Raw genomic sequence first — 14,747 nt, 5'->3', positions numbered from 1 at the left:
TGGCGGCCTCGACTCATCCCGCCATGATATCCGAGCCAATTAATTATTCAACCTATTTGCGGGATGTTGTACTAGCCATGCAATCTGTCGCGTCGACTGTATTGAGACCATCTGCATTTGCGGACGTCCTCAAACGGTCCGCCGCTTATATCGCTATAGACTCGTGGGCAGGTGCTGCTGGCAATGGGCGGATTAATTTTCTCGATACGCGCGACGTCGCCAGAGTGGCACGCGTCGCTTTGCTTGAGCACGTGGAACCTGAGTCTCAGCGGGTCTATCACCTCACGGGCCCACGTGCCATGACTATGCATGAAATTGCGGACGAACTTTCAAAACTGCTGGGCCGCAAAGTCAATTACGGGGAGCGGACCCTTGAGCAGCAGCGAGAGCTTCTGCTGGCAGAAGGGCTGCCGGCGTTCGTCGCAGATTTGCTTGTCGGTCTCGACCAGGTGTTCCGCGACTCAGCACTGGGCGAAACGACCACGACTGTCCAGGAGGTGACGGGAGAAGCTCCTTTGCCTTTGACCCGCTGGCTTGCAGAAAACGTCGCCATTTTCCAGAAGTAGAGCTGCCGCCTGTGCGCTCTGTCCGACAGGGTCGAGGCAGCGCCATATTCGGGCACTGGGCCCGGCCATGCTTCATCAGCCCTTCGCCACATTGAAATCAGTTGACCATAGTCTCATATGCCCATAATGTTGCTTCCAATGCCTTATCTAACATTCGATCCAACATGACTGCGTCTCGGTTCGCAACCAATCCTGGTGTATGTAACAACACTGCTCTGCGCAAAGCCGCGCGGCGCCTGACTCGCTTTTATGATGCCTGCATGGCGGAAACCGGTTTGCGGACCACGCAATACACGATCTTGAGCCTCCTTGCCGCCCGCGGGCCCACGACAATGGCCGCGCTTGCCGACCTGTTGTCAATGGATCGGGCAACGATGGGACACAACCTTCGCCCGCTCGAGCGCGACGGACTGATCACGATACAAGTTGGGCGCGAAGACCGCCGGGAGCGTGAAGTAGCGTTGTCTACCCTAGGCGCCAAAACAGAGGCGCAAAGCAAGCCATCATGGATGAAGGCGCAAACACGCTTTGAAAAGGAGTTTGGTAAGGAGGACGCGTTGGCGATGCGGCGATTGATGGCTCGGATCGCGCAACTGGAGTTGACCATCGATCAAGAGACTTCCTGAGGTCAAGGGCGCCACATCTGCCACTGACGTCCCAGCGACATGCGGCTAGAGTATCCCGTTCTCTCGCCGCAAAAAAATCGCGTATACGGGCATATGAGACTATCTATCATGCGTAATCGAACTTCGTTCGTGCGTCACAACCTCCTTTCTGCATTTTCCTTTTCGTTACTGACTGCCGTGACTTCCGCGCACGCTGCCGAAGTTACCGCAACCGATACGCAGGAGATTCATGACTTGTTCCTGCGTCAGGCCGACGCCGAAACGGCCCATGACATCGACGCCCTGGACGGCATGCTGGCGCACGCTGTTCCAGGTCAACCGGACCCAGTATCGTTCGTGGCTCGCGCATATCGCTTCTGGGGCAGGGATGCCGTCATGGAGCACTTCCGCAAGACCTTCACGGGCACGTGGCGGTTTGAACCGGACCAGAGCGCCATAAGCATCATCCCCTTGAACGGCGACACGGTGCAGATCTATGCACCTACTCGCATCACACTCGGAGCAGCCGGCCAACCCGCCAAGACGGCGACGTTTCTGATCAACGAGTTTGTGATTAGGACGCCATCCGGCTGGAAGATCTCGGCGGTTGTTCCGGTTCCGGCCGAGTGAATGGGAGATGCACATGTGCATACAGAAAACACTCGCTTCATTCATCGCAGTTGTAACCCTTGCGACCGCCAATGCGACTGCGCACGCCGCAGCGACGCATCGTTTCACCGACAAAGACAGGCAAGAGGTCAAAGACGTCGTTCTCCGGCAGGCAGCTGCCGCTACCGCGCATGAAATTGTGCGTATTCCGCGCTTGCTCGAAAGCGATGGGGGCATTTCCCCCGACGACGTATTCGACGCACTCGCCCCTGTACCAAATGAGAGCTTTTCGTTCGGCCGTGGAATCGCGCAAATTGCAGACGCCGCGCCGACATGGTGATCCATTCAGCAATCGAAAGTACGACTCAGATTCGGGCCTATGCCCGTCAGGAAAACGGAGAACTTGTATGCCTACACTTTTTGACCCCATCCAGATTGGCGACCTCACGTTGCCAAATCGCATTCTCATGGCGCCGCTGACCCGTCAGCGTGCCGGTGACATTCGTGTACCCAATACGCTGATGGCAAAGTACTACGCGGAACGTGCTTCGGCCGGCATGATCATCAGCGAGGCCACGTCAGTGACGCCTCAAGGTGTTGGCTATGCAGCGACACCGGGCATCTGGTCAGAGGAACAGGTCGAAGGATGGAAGCTCGTCAGCGAAGCCGTTCATGCAGCAGGCGGCAGGATTTTCATGCAACTCTGGCACGTTGGCCGTATTTCCGACCCAGTGTTTCTGAACGGCGAATTGCCGGTCGCGCCGAGCGCGGTCGCAGCGCTTGGTCACGTGAGCCTCGTGCGTCCAAAGCGGCCGTACGTTACGCCGCGCGCTCTCGATTTGTCGGAAATTGCCGGCCTCGTCGAGGCCTATCGCAAGGGCGCTGAAAACGCGAAGGCCGCCGGCTTCGACGGCGTCGAGCTTCACGGCGCAAACGGCTACCTGCTCGACCAGTTCCTGCGGGACGGCACGAATCACCGTACCGACGCCTACGGCGGATCAATTGAAAACCGGGCACGCCTGCTTCTTGAAGTCACTGACGCGTGCATCTCCGTATGGGGAGCAAACCGTGTCGGCACGCACCTCTCGCCACATGGCGAAGTGCACTCGATGGGCGATTCCGATCCCGCCGCAACCTTCGGCTATGTCGCGCGCGAACTCGGCAAGCGCAAGATCGCGTTCATTGTTGCGCGTGAACCGCTCAGTGGGAGCCGTCTCGGCCCACAACTGAAGGCAGCATTCGGCGGGCCGCTCATCGCAAACGAGAAATTCACGAAGGAGACCGCACAACAGGTACTCGACGCGGGTGAGGCCGATGCCGTCGCCTGGGGCCAGCTATTCATCGCGAACCCCGACCTACCGCGCCGTTTTGAACTGGGCGCGCCGCTGAACACGCCTGATCCCGCGACCTACTACGGTGATGGCGAAACCGGCTACACGGACTACCCCTCACTGCAATCAGCTGCCTGATCTCGCGCAGAAGCTCGTGAACTAACAAATAGGGAATTGCAATGAATTCGGATAAGCAAATCATTGTTGCGCCTGCCGGTGCCCAAGGGCTCCAACCGACTCTTGTTTTCATTCACGGGTTTCTGGACGCAGCGATCGCCTGGGACGAAGTCGTAGCAGCCCTGGGCGAACGGGCAACCGATGCAGTATGCGTCGATCTCCCGGGTATTCCACAGCGCATCGCGTGTCCTTTGGGCGATTGCGTATTCCCAGTTACACCGCCGCTGCCTGACTCGAGCAAAGCTTGCTCGGGAGGCGGCCGAGATTCACACGTGAAGTTTGGAAATCACTCATATTCCCATCGTTGTGATTCTTCAAAAAAGGCATCTCTATGTATATGCACACAAAGCCGTTCGCCCGGCCTGAATTCGGCCGGGCATCAGGCCAGCCTGCGAGCAATCATTTCCGCCACCTCGTCACACCACGCGATATAGGCCTGTTCCGCCAGCACGCCGCGGCGTGTCACCAACAGCGGTCCAAGCTGCTGCTCGGTCAGCACGGCCTGCCTTGCGAGAAAGAACTCAAGCTGGGCCTGGTGGTCCGCACGCACCTCGCGGATCTGCTGCAACGCCATCTCGCGCGGCAGCAAATCGAAGCACAACACCCGCAGTATCTGTTCGTCCTTGATGGCCGGGCGCGGTGAGCCCTTCGCCACCCAAGCCGTCAGCTTCTCGCGTCCGGCAACGGTCATGCTGTAGATCGAGCGTTCCGGCCCGCGCGTTCCCGGCAAGCGCTCCGATTTGATGAGTCCATCCGTCTCCAGTTCTCGCAAGGCCGGGTACACCGAGCTGTGCTCAACCGACCAGCAATGCTGGCCCGCCATCTGCAGCCATTTGGTCAGTTCATAGCCGGAACGCGGCTGGCTATGTATCCCGGCAAGAAGAACATGCTTCAGCGGCTTTTCCTTGCTTGCCTTGGCTTCCTTCAGATCACTCACTCGCATTGCTCCTTGATTGTGCATCAGCGCGCACGCGGAATGACTATGTTTTTTTTGACATAGTCAAAAAGGCGTGGCACTATGTATTTTTCCACATACTGAATTTTACCCTATTCCCCGGGCAGCGACTGCGCCAGGCGTCGCAGCGTCGACCGGGTGCGGCCAGTCCGCCGTGTCGCCGCCTCTGAGCGCCAAGGTTGCCTGGTCGAGGCGGCGCCGGCGGGTGCCGACAACATCAGCTACACCGGCTTCATTTTGATCATTGATACAAGGAAGAGAATCATGTCCCAAGAAACCATCCTCGTCACCGGCGCCGCCGGCAGCGTCGGCTCGACCGCGCGCGCGGCTATCGCCATCCTGCTGGAGCAAGGCCATCGCGTACGCGCCATGGTGCGCAAGCTGGACGCGCGTGCCGACATGCTGCGTGACCTGGGCGCCGAAGTCGTGGTCGCCGACATGCTCGACATCGTTACCGTGCACGCGGCCATGCGAGGCTGCTCCGTGGTGTATTTCACGATGTCGGTTACGCCCACATACCTGGAAGCGGCCGCCACCGTCGCGGTCACAGCCAAAAGCCTGGGTGTGAAGGCCTTCGTCAATCTGTCGCAGATGACGCTGTCGCAGATGAGCGAGACAGAGACCACCGGCAGCCCGCAGCAGCAGCAGCACTGGCTCGCAGAGCAGATGCTGCGCTGGTCCGGCCTGCCGGTGGTCTACCTGCGTCCAACCGCATTCTTCGAAGGCTTGTTCCTGCCGGCGGCCAGGGGCATCCGCGACGACAATGCGATCCGCCTGCCGTTCGCCGACGGCAAGACCTCGCCGATCGCCGCCTCCGACGTGGGGGCTGCCGCCGCTGCTGTGCTGGGCAACCCAGCGCCGCATGTCGGCAAGATCTACGAATTGACCGGCCCGCAGTCGCTGACGATGGCCGAGATCGCACAGGAGTTCAGCGACGCTCTGGGCCGCACCATCCAATACGTCAACGTCCCACCGCAGATCTGGGAGGCCAAGCTCCAGGAGTTCCAACAGCCGGCGCATCTGATCGCACACCTGGTCGTCATGGCCCAGCTACATCGCGACAACCGCTACGACCGCATGAGCGACACCTTCGAGCAGTTAGTCGGCCGTGCCCCGATTTCCGCCGCCGAATTCGCTCGCCGCCACGCGGCCGCGTTCACGCCTGCCGGATCCTCCCTTTTAAAAGGAAGCAATGATGGAATTCTTTCTCGCTTTTCAACAGGCACCGAACGTCGATGAAATCCACGCCGATCCGCTCAAAGGGCAGCAAGTCTCGCTCGCGTGGAAACAGTATATGGGCGCCATGGCGGCCGCCGGCGTCATGCGGGCCGGCACGCAACTCGATCCGCGCAACGCCAGCACCGTGCGGGTGCGGGACGGCCAGCGCCAAGTCCAGGATGGCCCATCCCCGGAAGGGCACGCACTGTTTGGCGGCTTTGTGGTGATCAATGTCGAGACGCTGGAAGAGGCTTTGAACTGGGCCGAACGCAGCCCCAGCTCATCGGCCGGATACACGGAAGTGATCCCGGTCCTGCCGATCATCCGCGCGTAGGCGCGCATCAGCGCTTGCATATGGCACTGTCATCGCCCGGCCATTGTCGGGCGGTCTCTTCTTCTTGGCATACCAAAACTCATGTCCGCTACTCTTGCTAGTCAGGCCGAGAAGATTTCTCCGCCTCCTGACAACCTTCCGGCCAACAAACTGCTCCACGGTCCGTTGTTGTCAGCATTGATCCGCCTTGCCTTGCCGACAGTCGTCGTGCTGTTCATGACGACCTTGCTCAGTGTCGCCGAGACCTATTTTGTCAGCTCACTGGGCCTGGAGGCGATCGCCGCAGCATCGCTCGTGGTTCCCGTCGCGGTACTGATGACCACGGTAGCCAGTGCCGGCATCGGCGGCGGCGTGTCCTCGGCCATCGCCCGCGCCACCGGCGCCCGCCGCCAGGACGAGGCGGAAAGCCTGGCTTGGCATGCGGTGGTCATCGCCGCCACGGCAGGCGGACTGTTCTCCTTGGTCGTGGTGCTGGCCGGCCCGGCTCTGTACCGCAGCCTTGGCGGCAGCGGGCCATCGCTGGACCAGGCGGTGCTCTACTCTAACCTCCTGTTCGGAGGTGCGATCCCGTTCTGGATACTGTTGCTCCTGCAGGCGGCGCTGCGCGGAGCCGGCAACGTGAAGGTGCCGGCGGTGATCATCCTGGGCGGTGCGGTCGCCGGCCTGATACTGTCACCGGTGCTGATTAACGGCTGGCTGAACGCGCCGCGCATGGGGGTGGCGGGCGCCGGCGTCGCCCAAGTGCTGTGCAATATCGCCGCGCTGAGCGTGGTGGTCGTCTACATGCGTTCGCCCTCGTCGACGCTGCGCCTGCGCCGCTATCCGCTACAACGTAAGCATTTCAGCGCGATCCTCGGCGTCGGCTTGCTGTCGGCGATCAACGCCGTCATGTCGGCCATGTCAGTCACCGCGCTGACCGCTGCGGCCGGCGCCGTGAGCGTCGCCGCCATCGCCGGTTACGGCATTGCCTCCCGCCTCGACATGCTGCTGGTGCCGGTGATGTTCGGATTCGGAACCGCGGCCATCACGCTGGTGGGCACGAACCTGGGCGCGGGCAACGTGGCGCGTGCCCGGCGCGTGGCGATGGTGAACGTACTGTTCGTTGCCGGCGTGGTTGGCATAGTCGGGCTCGTTGTCTCGCTCTTCCCGCAACTGTGGCTAGGCCTGTTTACCAGCGACAGCAGCGTTATGGCGGTCGGCGCAGGATACCTGCATGTGGTAGCGCCTTTCTACGCGGTGATCGGCGTGATCTTCGAGCTCTACTTTGCAGGTCAGGGGGCACAACGCATCCTTTGGCCGATGATCGCAAGCGTGGTGCGCTTCGTATTTGCGCTGGCTGCCACGGTGCTGGTCCTGCAGGGCTACGCGAGCCTGCATACCGCTTTCGTACTGGTGGCCGTCAGCATTGCCGTGGCAGCGACCATCAGCCTGCTTGGATTTCTGCGGACCCGCTGGGACCGTTAGATACCAGGGCATTGGCCAGCCCGCTCAACCGGCCGCGCATGCCCGAGGACGTCGACCAGCGCTTGCAAGTATTCGTGCAGCCGCTGGCCAACTGCTCATGAAACTTGCGTTTTGCATGTTTCCTACTCAACTAAGGGGGTTCAGATGATCCGCACACGCATGCTTATTCGGGCGATTGCAGCCGCCGCTTTCTCCGCTGCCGCCAACCTTGCCTTGGCCACGGTCAATGACCACCCGGGCGCACCGCCTGTCGGCGCAGTTCAGCCGAAAGGCAACGCCTGCAGCGAACTTGCGGGCGACCCGCTGGACAACGCGCGCGAAGCCGGCGGCACACTCTACGGGTATCGCGTCTGAGGGCGCGAACCACGCGGTGTATGAACGTGCGTACAACAGTGACGATGCTATTCGCGCCAGCAACGCGTGGTACCAGACCTTCACGCTGGACATCGCGGAGAACCCGTCCTCACGGCCACCCTCTGCGGTGGCTAGATGATTTCCAATCCAAAAGCGTCTCTGCGCTCCACTCCGCCGCAGTGAGTTTGGAGATGAAGAAATCGGCCAACGCACTAACCTTCGCGGGCCGTGCGCGGGCAGTGGGTGTGACGAAATACAAACCACCTTCAGGCAAGCGCCAATCGGTCAAAACGGGCTCGAGCTGCTTGTCCCGGAAATACTGCGTCGCGACAAACTCAGGAAGCTCGGTGATGGCAAGTCCAGCGAGGACCGTGGGCAGTAATGCCTCCACGCTCGTTCCTCGCAACGCTCCGGTCGGCGTGACGGTGCATTCCTCGCCACTTTCATGGGTAAAGCGCCAGACGTCGCGCTTACTCCTGTTGGTGTAGGTAAGACACTGGTGGGCGCCAAGATCATGCGGGTGCTGAGGACGACCATAGCGAGACAGATAGGTTGGAGATGCCACGACAAATCGACGCACGGGTGCAATGAGACGTGCGACAAGTGACGAGTCTTCCATGATGGCGATGCGCAGGGCGGCGTCAAAGCCATCGCCAATCAGATCGGTATGTGCGTCCGTGAGATGCAGATCGACGGAAATATCCGGATAGGTCCGAAAGAATTCGGGTAACAACGGAGCCACCCAGCGAGCACCAAAGGAGAGCGGCGCCGCGAGCTTGACGAGACCACGCGGTCGACTTGACGTCTCACGTGCGAAATCCTCCGCTTCCTCAGCCTCCGCGTAGATTCTCGCCGCTCGCTCGGCAAGCGTGTGGCCATAGTCCGTGAGTGCAAGTCGTCGGGAGGTGCGGTTGAACAGTCGACCTCCCAGCCGCTCTTCAAGACGGGTAACGGCCCGAGAGACCGTGGCGACCGAGACACCCATGGCTGTTGCCGCCGCAGCGAACGAACCTTCTTCGGCAACCTTCGCGAACATCGCGAGCCCTTCGAAATCCGGCAGTTTTGACATCGACAATCCTGCAACGATGGTTTTCATTCATTTCCATTTCGAAAATTAGCATGACGCCATAGATTTGTCTCGTCGCACCACACCACCCAGGAGATAGATCATGGTACGCAGACTCGAAGGAAAGATCGCCGTCGTGACCGGCGGCACGACCGGCATCGGCCTCGCCACCGCCAAGCGTTTCGCAACGGAAGGCGCGCAGGTCTTTGTGTCCGGCCGTCGCCAAGCAGAACTTGACGCCGCCGTTGCGGCGATTGGGCCGAAGGCTACTGGTATCCAGGCGGATTCCGCCAATCTCAGCGATCTCAATCGCCTCTACGAGCGCGTGAAGGCAGAGGCAGGTCGCATCGACGTGCTGTTCGTCAATGCCGGCGGCGGCTCGATGTTGCCCTTGGGGTCAATTACCGAAGAGCAGTATGACGACACGTTCGGTCGCAACGTGAAGGGCGTGCTCTTCACGTTGCAAAAGGCACTGCCGCTGCTGGTCGACGGTGCCTCAGTGATCCTGACCGCCTCCAACGTCAGCATTAAAGGCACACCCGCATTCAGCGTTTACAGCGCCTCGAAGGCCGCAGTGCGCAACTTTGCACGAAGCTGGACGCTGGATCTCAAGTCTCGCGGCATCCGCGTCAATGTCATCAGCCCGGGTCCGATCAAGACGCCTGGCCTCGTCGACCTTGCTGGCCCCGATGCCGCGCAACAACAGGGCCTGCTCGACTACATGGCCTCCACCATCCCGCTCGGGCGTGTAGGAGACCCCGAGGAGGTTGCTGGCGCCGCCGTCTTCCTCGCGTCCTCCGACGCGAGCTTCATCGCCGGCACCGAACTCTTCGTCGACGGCGGACAGGCTCAGATCTGACGAGAACCTGTTGCGTGGCCGGGTGCGTTCAAACCGGCCACCCAATTCGACACACCCCGAACGTCGCCATAGACGATCAAACACAAAGGACATCCGATGGCTGGCGGTCTGCTGCACGTGATCGCTTTCGGCGGTGGTCGTGCAAGCCTCGATGGCCGCCGGTCCTGACACATCAGCTGGAGCGGCGCAGGTCCCTCCAGCCGAGACTAATAGTAGGAAGTAGGAGATTGTCATGCTTGAAGTTCTCGCATTCGCCACGCCCAACAGCGTCAAAGTCCCTATCGCGCTAGAAGAAATGCGGCTCGATTATCGGCTCGTCCCGGTCAATTTGCGTCAGGGTGAACAGAAGGCCGATGCATTCATGGCGATGAATCCCAACGCGAAAGTCCCGGTTCTTATCGATCGTTCCTCCAAGCCTGGAGAGGGCGATGTGATACTTAGCGAATCCGCCGCAATCCTGGTCTACCTTGCTGAGAAGACCGGGCAACTTCTTCCGAAGGAGGGTGCCCGCCGCGGCAAGGTCTTCGAACAACTTTTCTTCCACGCGTCCGGCCTGAGTCCTGCATTCCTTCAGGCATTTTTGGCCGCCATGCAGCGGTCACCACAACCTGATGCCCAAGCACGCGCTCTAGCGGAGGTCGACCGGGTGCTAGGCCTGCTCAATTCCGGCCTCGAACATCACCCGTACGTTGCTGGTGACGCATACAGCATCGCGGACATTGCTCATTTCGGGTGGGTCTGGCGCCATCAGGCAATCGATGCATCCCTTGACAAGTTTCCGTTTGTTACTCGTTGGTATGGCGAAATCTCGGCACGACCCGCAGTCGTCACCGCCGTCACAAAGACCTTGGCCCTCGCTCAGTAGCGCGCCACCACATCCCGCCTCTTCCTGAAGCAGCTGCTACAGGAAATGGACATGCAAGAGATTTCCACACAATGCGACCGCAAAGGTCCGCAGTCATTGATTAAGGAGTGTGTTATGAATGACCGTACCCAAGAACTGCTTTATCGCAACCTCCAGGAGGTCTTCGGTGAAGGCGACGCAACGCGTCGTCGCGCGGCAATCGAGGAGCTCTATACCAAGGACTGCGTGCTCTACGTGCCTCCGGGTGCATTCGTTGGGCACGACGCTCTCGACAAATTCGCAGGGGATCTACGCGCGACGCACCCGCACTTCGCCTACACACCGCACGGTAAGCCTCAGACTCTCCACAACGCCGGTCTTCTGGCTTGGGGTTCTGGCCCGCACGGCGAAGCGCCCGACTATACGGGCTGGGATGTGATCATCGTTCGTGATGAGAAGATCGCAGCGCTCTATGTCTTCCTCGATTCCAATCCCACATAACCATGCGATGGTCTCGCACGCTTTGCCGGCTTCGATAACAAGAGCCACCTGAGTGTTTGCTTTGCCTTTGGAAGCTGCCGCTTGCGCCGCGCCGCGTCGAGCGGCGGCAGCGGGTTGTGGATTCAACCGGTCGATGCAACACACTTCTAAAGGCTGCGCGAGCAGTGAGGGGTGAGATGAAACAAAGGCGGCGTATCTACTACACGGAAAGCCGGAGGGCGCCGGTACTGGACCACTCCGTGCAGCACGGCCGGTCAGACAACGCGAGTCCCCCGGGGCCTTGCAGATCTTACCCGACCGCTTTGCGCTGGCCATGCTTGCATGGCGACGTCTGCGATCGCCTTCAGCTTTTGCGGGCCGCCTCCGTCTCGTGCCTGGACGGCCATTCCGCGGGTCACGGCGCTGTAGAAGGCAGCAAGTGCCGGCACGTTGGTGTCGGGCGGTAAGTCGCCGTCTTCGACCCCCTTGCGCAACCGCTGCGCCATCATCTCTTCAGCATTTGCGCGGTGCTCGGCCATCGTCTCACGAATAGAAGCGAGTTCGGGGGGCAGGTGAGTGCCGGCCAGAGAGATCATGCAGCCCGATGGGTGGCTGTTTCGAGTGAATTCCAAGACGGTGGCATCGAGAAGCTTCGTGAATGCTTCTCGCGTGTCGGCCGTGCCGAACAGCCTGCCAGCGAACCAGACTTCGGACATGCTCAGGTATGCGTCAGTCGCTTCCTTGTAGAGCTGCTCCTTGCTGCCGAACGAGTTATAGAAGCTCGAGGGGCTGATCCCCATGGCCTGGATCAACTGGTCGAAGGTGGTTCCTTCGTATCCCTGCTCCCAGAAGAGCTTCATGGCTCGGTTCAGCGCTTCCGTACGATCAAAGGTCGAGGGCCTGCCGCGGCTGCGCCGGGGTTGCGTATCTTTTTTTGTAGTCATAGCTCCAAAAATAATTGACATGCTGTAGAGATGACCCTATTCTGCCATAACGGAGCGATCGCTCCAATAAACAAATCCCTGCGGAAAGGAGTCCGTAATGCAGCGAATTGTTCACACCAACCATGGCGAGCCCGCCGAGGTGCTCACGCTGGAAGCATTTTCCGATGCCCCGTCTCTTGTGAGCGGAGCGGCGCTTGTGCGTGTATCCACCGCACCGGTTCATCCGGGCGACTTGCTGGGCATCTCCGCTTCCCCCGCTTTCGGGGCGGCTCCGCTCATCCCGAGGGGAGGTCGAGTGCCCGGCATCGAAGGTGTAGGGGTGGTGGAAGCGCTGGCCGCTGACATCGACCCTTCACACCGGATTCAGGTCGGCACACGTGTGGCCTTCTTCCCCGTCAACGGCGCCTGGAGCGCCAGGATCGCCGCGCCTGTCCAGTCGCTGATACCCGTGCCAGATGAAGTGAGCGATGAGGTCGCAGCGCAGATGTTGGTCAACACGTTGACTGCACGCCTTGCGATGCGGGCTGGCCACAACGCGTTGCCTGAAGACAAGCGCGAAGATGTCACGGTTATTCAGACCGCTGCCAATTCCGCCGTCGGAAAGCTGCTCACTCATCTGCTCGTCGAAGTGGGCGTCAATCCGATCCTGCTCGTCGGCTCCGCGGCGAGCGCGCAAGCGCTTAAAGCTGCTCGCCCCAACCTTTCTGTCATTGCCACGGAGAACCAGGGCTGGAAGGACGAGCTTCCCGATGCGCTTGCGAACAAGCCAGTCTACGTGGCGTTCGATGGCGTCGGCGGCGCGCTATTGCCCGACGTAGCGAGCTTCCTCGCTCGCGGTGGAACGATCGTTAGCTACGGCTCCCTGGGCGGCGCTACGACGGACATTCGTTCCATCGCCCCTCGCGCGCTGACCATCAAGGGTGTGTCGTTGTTCAGTTGGCAATTCGAACCTGCGGCGGTGCACGATGCAGACGTGGCCAAGGCGCTCGAGCTCGCCCGCAACTTCCCGAGCCTTTTCCCCGTAGCGGAACGATATCAGGCGAGCGACTACCTGGGAGCGCTCGAACATGCGTACCACAGGGGAAGGAACGGCATGGTGCTGCTCGCGTTCTAGCGCTACCCGTCCTGCGCAATGTGAGGCGCTCCTCGTCGCGAGGGGCGGCTTGGTAGCGTTCACCCCGGTTTTTGCACGATTTCGAAATGAGCCCCGAGTGCCGACGTATCGCCTCTCGGCTTCCCAGCCAAGCATCTTATGAAAGGACGCAAGCCATGCGTGCTATCCACAACACCGCTTTCGGCGACCCCGTCGAGACGCTGAAACTCGTTGACCTTCCGGAGCCGGAAAACCCCGGCCCGGATGAAGTCCTGATCGCGATGGAGTATGCCCCCATCAACGGCAATGACCTGGCCGTCATCACCAATCGCTTCGCCTACTCGACTCCACTGCCCTCGATCGTGGGCAACGAAGGCGTCGGGCGAGTTCTGCAGGTAGGCTCGAATGTCTCCAACGTGAAGGTCGGCGACCGCGTGTTGCCCCCGCTTTATGCGTTGACCTGGCGCGAGCGCCTGGTGATCCCGGCCAAGGGGTTGATCGCGCTGCCTGCCAACGTCGATCCACGTCAACTGGCCATGCTGCGCATCAATCCTCCCACGGCCGTACTTCTGCTCGGGCGCTTCGTTGACCTCAAGGAAGGCGACTGGATCGTGCAAAACGCGGCCAACTCCGGCATCGGCCGCACGGTGATCGCGTTGGCGAAGAAGCGTGGCCTGCGGACCATCAACTTCGTACGTCGTCCGGAACTGGTCAAGGAACTGGAAGAAGCGGGTGGGGACGTCGTTCTCGTCGATGAGCCGGGCGCCATCGACAAAGCCAAGGCCGCGGTCGGTCCGGGCAACGTCCGTCTGGCCATCGACGGCCTGAGCGGTTCGGCTGCGGTGCGCCTGATCGACGTGCTGTCGCAAAACGGTACGCTGGTGAGCTATGCGTTCACAAGCGGCGAGCTGGTCACGCCGCTCAAGGTCGTGGACCTGCATCTGCGCGGCATCGTCGTGCGCGGCATATACATCGACCTTCCCGAATACCTGCCGTACATCATGGACGCAATCAAGGAGTCCGCCGAATTGATGGCTCGCGGCGAGCTTGACCTGCCTGTGGCTGCCGTCTATCCGCTCGCGGACTACCAAAAGGCCGTCGCTCATGCAATCAAGGGTGGCAAGGTGCTGCTCGACTTGCGCTCATCGAATTGACCTGGCTGTTCTCCCAAGTGTCGTGCTCCTGGACGAGCATGGCTTCGTTGACTTACGTTGCCACTGAGGTGTCGAAATGAAGATTGGTTTTATTGGAGCAGGTGCTGTAGCGCAGTCCATCGCCAGGAGTGCCATTCAAGCAGGACATGAGGTTGTCTTGAGCGCTCGTCGTGGGCCGCAGGCTTTGAGCGATATCGTGGCCGGACTCGGTCCGAACGCGTCGGCAGATACGGTCCAGGAGGCGGCCCGGCTCGAGCTGGTCATGCTCGCCGTTCCATGGCTTCAAGTCCCGTCGGCCCTGGATGGGCTGCCCGATTGGGCAGGTCGCATTTTGGTGGATACCACCAACCCTTTTACGCAACTCGAGCCTGAGCTCGTTCTGGCGGACTTGGGGGGCACGGGCGCCAGCGAGATCGTCGCGGCACACGCGCCAGGGGCTCGCATCGTCAAGGCGTTCAATGCTATCCGCATGGAGCACTACGACAAGGGCCCGAAGTTTCATGACGGAAAGCGCGTCATCTTCGTCTCCGGTGACGACAAGGACGCAAAGGCGGTGGTGAGCGGTCTTGTCAAGGAATTTGGCTACGCGGCAGTGGATTTTGGCGGTCTGGTTGCAGGCGGTCGCATGCAGCAAGCCGGTGGGCCGATTGCTGGCCTCGACTGGGTCGTCGCATAGGACTGCAAGGTATGCAAA

General features: G+C 60.7%; 17 protein-coding genes and 1 pseudogene. 15 read left to right on the top strand and 3 right to left on the bottom strand.

Going from position 1 to position 14,747, the window contains the following annotated elements:
* The 5 genes and pseudogenes from ACGLHR_RS32000 to ACGLHR_RS31980 form a co-directional block, all read left to right on the top strand.
* Nucleotides 1–566, top strand: a pseudogene (locus ACGLHR_RS32000) (hypothetical protein); the annotation flags it as partial.
* Between the two features lie 260 nt (nt 567–826).
* On the top strand, nt 827–1,192 hold the full coding sequence (locus ACGLHR_RS31995) for a MarR family winged helix-turn-helix transcriptional regulator (protein WP_318232133.1): 366 nt from the start codon (nt 827–829) through the stop codon (nt 1,190–1,192).
* Between the two features lie 108 nt (nt 1,193–1,300).
* Nucleotides 1,301–1,801, top strand: a complete 501-nt coding sequence (locus ACGLHR_RS31990) for a nuclear transport factor 2 family protein (protein WP_318232132.1) — start codon at nt 1,301–1,303, stop codon at nt 1,799–1,801.
* Between the two features lie 13 nt (nt 1,802–1,814).
* Entirely contained in the window at nt 1,815–2,120 is a 306-nt protein-coding gene (locus ACGLHR_RS31985; RefSeq protein ID WP_400098759.1) for a hypothetical protein, read from the top strand.
* A gap of 67 nt (nt 2,121–2,187) precedes the next feature.
* Entirely contained in the window at nt 2,188–3,249 is a 1,062-nt protein-coding gene (locus ACGLHR_RS31980; protein ID WP_400098758.1) for an alkene reductase, read from the top strand.
* Between the two features lie 418 nt (nt 3,250–3,667).
* Here the strand turns inward: ACGLHR_RS31980 and ACGLHR_RS31975 are convergent, their stop codons facing one another.
* A complete protein-coding gene (locus ACGLHR_RS31975) occupies nt 3,668–4,231 on the bottom strand; it encodes a PadR family transcriptional regulator (protein ID WP_400098756.1) in 564 nt (187 codons plus the stop codon).
* Between the two features lie 150 nt (nt 4,232–4,381).
* Between ACGLHR_RS31975 and ACGLHR_RS31970 the strand changes: the two genes are divergently transcribed.
* From ACGLHR_RS31970 to ACGLHR_RS31955, 4 genes are all read left to right on the top strand, one after another.
* Complete coding sequence (locus ACGLHR_RS31970) at nt 4,382–5,482, top strand: NmrA family NAD(P)-binding protein (RefSeq protein WP_400098754.1); 1,101 nt, start codon at nt 4,382–4,384, stop codon at nt 5,480–5,482.
* The gene (locus ACGLHR_RS31965) at nt 5,439–5,795 is read left to right on the top strand and encodes a YciI family protein (RefSeq protein ID WP_400098753.1); all 357 of its coding nucleotides are present in this window, start codon (nt 5,439–5,441) and stop codon (nt 5,793–5,795) included. Before ACGLHR_RS31970 ends, ACGLHR_RS31965 begins: the two co-directional genes overlap by 44 nt.
* Before the next feature lie 81 nt (nt 5,796–5,876).
* Nucleotides 5,877–7,259 (top strand): MATE family efflux transporter, encoded by a 1,383-nt coding sequence (locus tag ACGLHR_RS31960; protein WP_400098751.1) that lies wholly within the window; start codon nt 5,877–5,879, stop codon nt 7,257–7,259.
* A 144-nt stretch (nt 7,260–7,403) separates the two neighbouring features.
* Nucleotides 7,404–7,613, top strand: coding sequence for a hypothetical protein (locus tag ACGLHR_RS31955; RefSeq protein ID WP_400098750.1), 210 nt, complete (start codon nt 7,404–7,406; stop codon nt 7,611–7,613).
* Nucleotides 7,614–7,722: 109 nt separating this feature from the next.
* On the opposite strand, the gene ACGLHR_RS31950 is transcribed toward ACGLHR_RS31955, so the two are convergent.
* Complete coding sequence (locus ACGLHR_RS31950) at nt 7,723–8,682, bottom strand: LysR family transcriptional regulator (RefSeq protein ID WP_400098767.1); 960 nt, start codon at nt 8,680–8,682, stop codon at nt 7,723–7,725.
* Nucleotides 8,683–8,782: 100 nt separating this feature from the next.
* Here ACGLHR_RS31950 and ACGLHR_RS31945 point away from each other — a divergent pair, with 100 nt between their 5' ends.
* The 3 genes from ACGLHR_RS31945 to ACGLHR_RS31935 all read left to right on the top strand — a co-directional run bounded on the left by ACGLHR_RS31945 (nt 8,783) and on the right by ACGLHR_RS31935 (nt 10,883).
* Nucleotides 8,783–9,538, top strand: coding sequence for an SDR family oxidoreductase (locus ACGLHR_RS31945; RefSeq protein WP_400098748.1), 756 nt, complete (start codon nt 8,783–8,785; stop codon nt 9,536–9,538).
* Between the two features lie 232 nt (nt 9,539–9,770).
* Nucleotides 9,771–10,403 (top strand): glutathione S-transferase family protein, encoded by a 633-nt coding sequence (locus ACGLHR_RS31940; RefSeq protein ID WP_400098746.1) that lies wholly within the window; start codon nt 9,771–9,773, stop codon nt 10,401–10,403.
* A 51-nt stretch (nt 10,404–10,454) separates the two neighbouring features.
* Nucleotides 10,455–10,883: a nuclear transport factor 2 family protein gene (locus ACGLHR_RS31935; RefSeq protein ID WP_400098744.1), complete on the top strand. Its 429-nt coding sequence runs from the start codon at nt 10,455–10,457 to the stop codon at nt 10,881–10,883.
* A gap of 254 nt (nt 10,884–11,137) precedes the next feature.
* Here ACGLHR_RS31935 and ACGLHR_RS31930 read toward each other — a convergent pair whose 3' ends face one another.
* Nucleotides 11,138–11,722 carry a TetR/AcrR family transcriptional regulator gene (locus ACGLHR_RS31930; protein WP_400098742.1) on the bottom strand — a complete coding sequence of 195 codons (585 nt, stop codon included), beginning with the start codon at nt 11,720–11,722 and terminating at the stop codon, nt 11,138–11,140.
* Nucleotides 11,723–11,903: 181 nt separating this feature from the next.
* On the opposite strand from ACGLHR_RS31930, the gene ACGLHR_RS31925 reads away from it, so the two are divergent.
* The 3 genes from ACGLHR_RS31925 (at nt 11,904) to ACGLHR_RS31915 (ending at nt 14,729) form a co-directional block, all read left to right on the top strand.
* Nucleotides 11,904–12,920: a zinc-binding dehydrogenase gene (locus tag ACGLHR_RS31925; protein WP_400098740.1), complete on the top strand. Its 1,017-nt coding sequence runs from the start codon at nt 11,904–11,906 to the stop codon at nt 12,918–12,920.
* Nucleotides 12,921–13,075: 155 nt separating this feature from the next.
* On the top strand, nt 13,076–14,053 hold the full coding sequence (locus ACGLHR_RS31920) for a zinc-dependent alcohol dehydrogenase family protein (protein ID WP_400098739.1): 978 nt from the start codon (nt 13,076–13,078) through the stop codon (nt 14,051–14,053).
* 76 nt (nt 14,054–14,129) lie between these two features.
* Nucleotides 14,130–14,729: an NADPH-dependent F420 reductase gene (locus tag ACGLHR_RS31915; protein WP_400098737.1), complete on the top strand. Its 600-nt coding sequence runs from the start codon at nt 14,130–14,132 to the stop codon at nt 14,727–14,729.
* The last annotated feature ends 18 nt before the right edge of the window (nt 14,730–14,747 follow it).

Origin of the sequence: Cupriavidus sp. CuC1 (assembly GCF_044627735.1) — a bacterium.
Lineage (GTDB): Bacteria > Pseudomonadota > Gammaproteobacteria > Burkholderiales > Burkholderiaceae > Cupriavidus > Cupriavidus ulmosensis.
This window is presented reverse-complemented; position numbering and strand designations above follow the sequence as displayed.

Excerpts from the sequence above, each read along its gene's own strand:
- ACGLHR_RS31920 (WP_400098739.1), top strand. The coding sequence starts at position 13,076 with ATGCGTGCTATCCACAACACCGCTTTCGGCGACCCCGTCGAGACGCTG.
- ACGLHR_RS31980 (WP_400098758.1), top strand. The coding sequence starts at position 2,188 with ATGCCTACACTTTTTGACCCCATCCAGATTGGCGACCTCACGTTGCCA.
- ACGLHR_RS31940 (WP_400098746.1), top strand. The coding sequence starts at position 9,771 with ATGCTTGAAGTTCTCGCATTCGCCACGCCCAACAGCGTCAAAGTCCCT.
- ACGLHR_RS31960 (WP_400098751.1), top strand. The coding sequence starts at position 5,877 with ATGTCCGCTACTCTTGCTAGTCAGGCCGAGAAGATTTCTCCGCCTCCT.
- ACGLHR_RS31985 (WP_400098759.1), top strand. The coding sequence starts at position 1,815 with ATGTGCATACAGAAAACACTCGCTTCATTCATCGCAGTTGTAACCCTT.
- ACGLHR_RS31990 (WP_318232132.1), top strand. The coding sequence starts at position 1,301 with ATGCGTAATCGAACTTCGTTCGTGCGTCACAACCTCCTTTCTGCATTT.
- ACGLHR_RS31955 (WP_400098750.1), top strand. The coding sequence starts at position 7,404 with ATGATCCGCACACGCATGCTTATTCGGGCGATTGCAGCCGCCGCTTTC.
- ACGLHR_RS31935 (WP_400098744.1), top strand. The coding sequence starts at position 10,455 with ATGCAAGAGATTTCCACACAATGCGACCGCAAAGGTCCGCAGTCATTG.
- ACGLHR_RS31930 (WP_400098742.1), bottom strand. The coding sequence starts at position 11,722 with ATGAAGCTCTTCTGGGAGCAGGGATACGAAGGAACCACCTTCGACCAG.
- ACGLHR_RS31975 (WP_400098756.1), bottom strand. The coding sequence starts at position 4,231 with ATGCGAGTGAGTGATCTGAAGGAAGCCAAGGCAAGCAAGGAAAAGCCG.
- ACGLHR_RS31950 (WP_400098767.1), bottom strand. The coding sequence starts at position 8,682 with ATGTCAAAACTGCCGGATTTCGAAGGGCTCGCGATGTTCGCGAAGGTT.
- ACGLHR_RS31925 (WP_400098740.1), top strand. The coding sequence starts at position 11,904 with ATGCAGCGAATTGTTCACACCAACCATGGCGAGCCCGCCGAGGTGCTC.
- ACGLHR_RS31915 (WP_400098737.1), top strand. The coding sequence starts at position 14,130 with ATGAAGATTGGTTTTATTGGAGCAGGTGCTGTAGCGCAGTCCATCGCC.
- ACGLHR_RS31995 (WP_318232133.1), top strand. The coding sequence starts at position 827 with ATGGCGGAAACCGGTTTGCGGACCACGCAATACACGATCTTGAGCCTC.
- ACGLHR_RS31965 (WP_400098753.1), top strand. The coding sequence starts at position 5,439 with ATGGAATTCTTTCTCGCTTTTCAACAGGCACCGAACGTCGATGAAATC.
- ACGLHR_RS31945 (WP_400098748.1), top strand. The coding sequence starts at position 8,783 with ATGGTACGCAGACTCGAAGGAAAGATCGCCGTCGTGACCGGCGGCACG.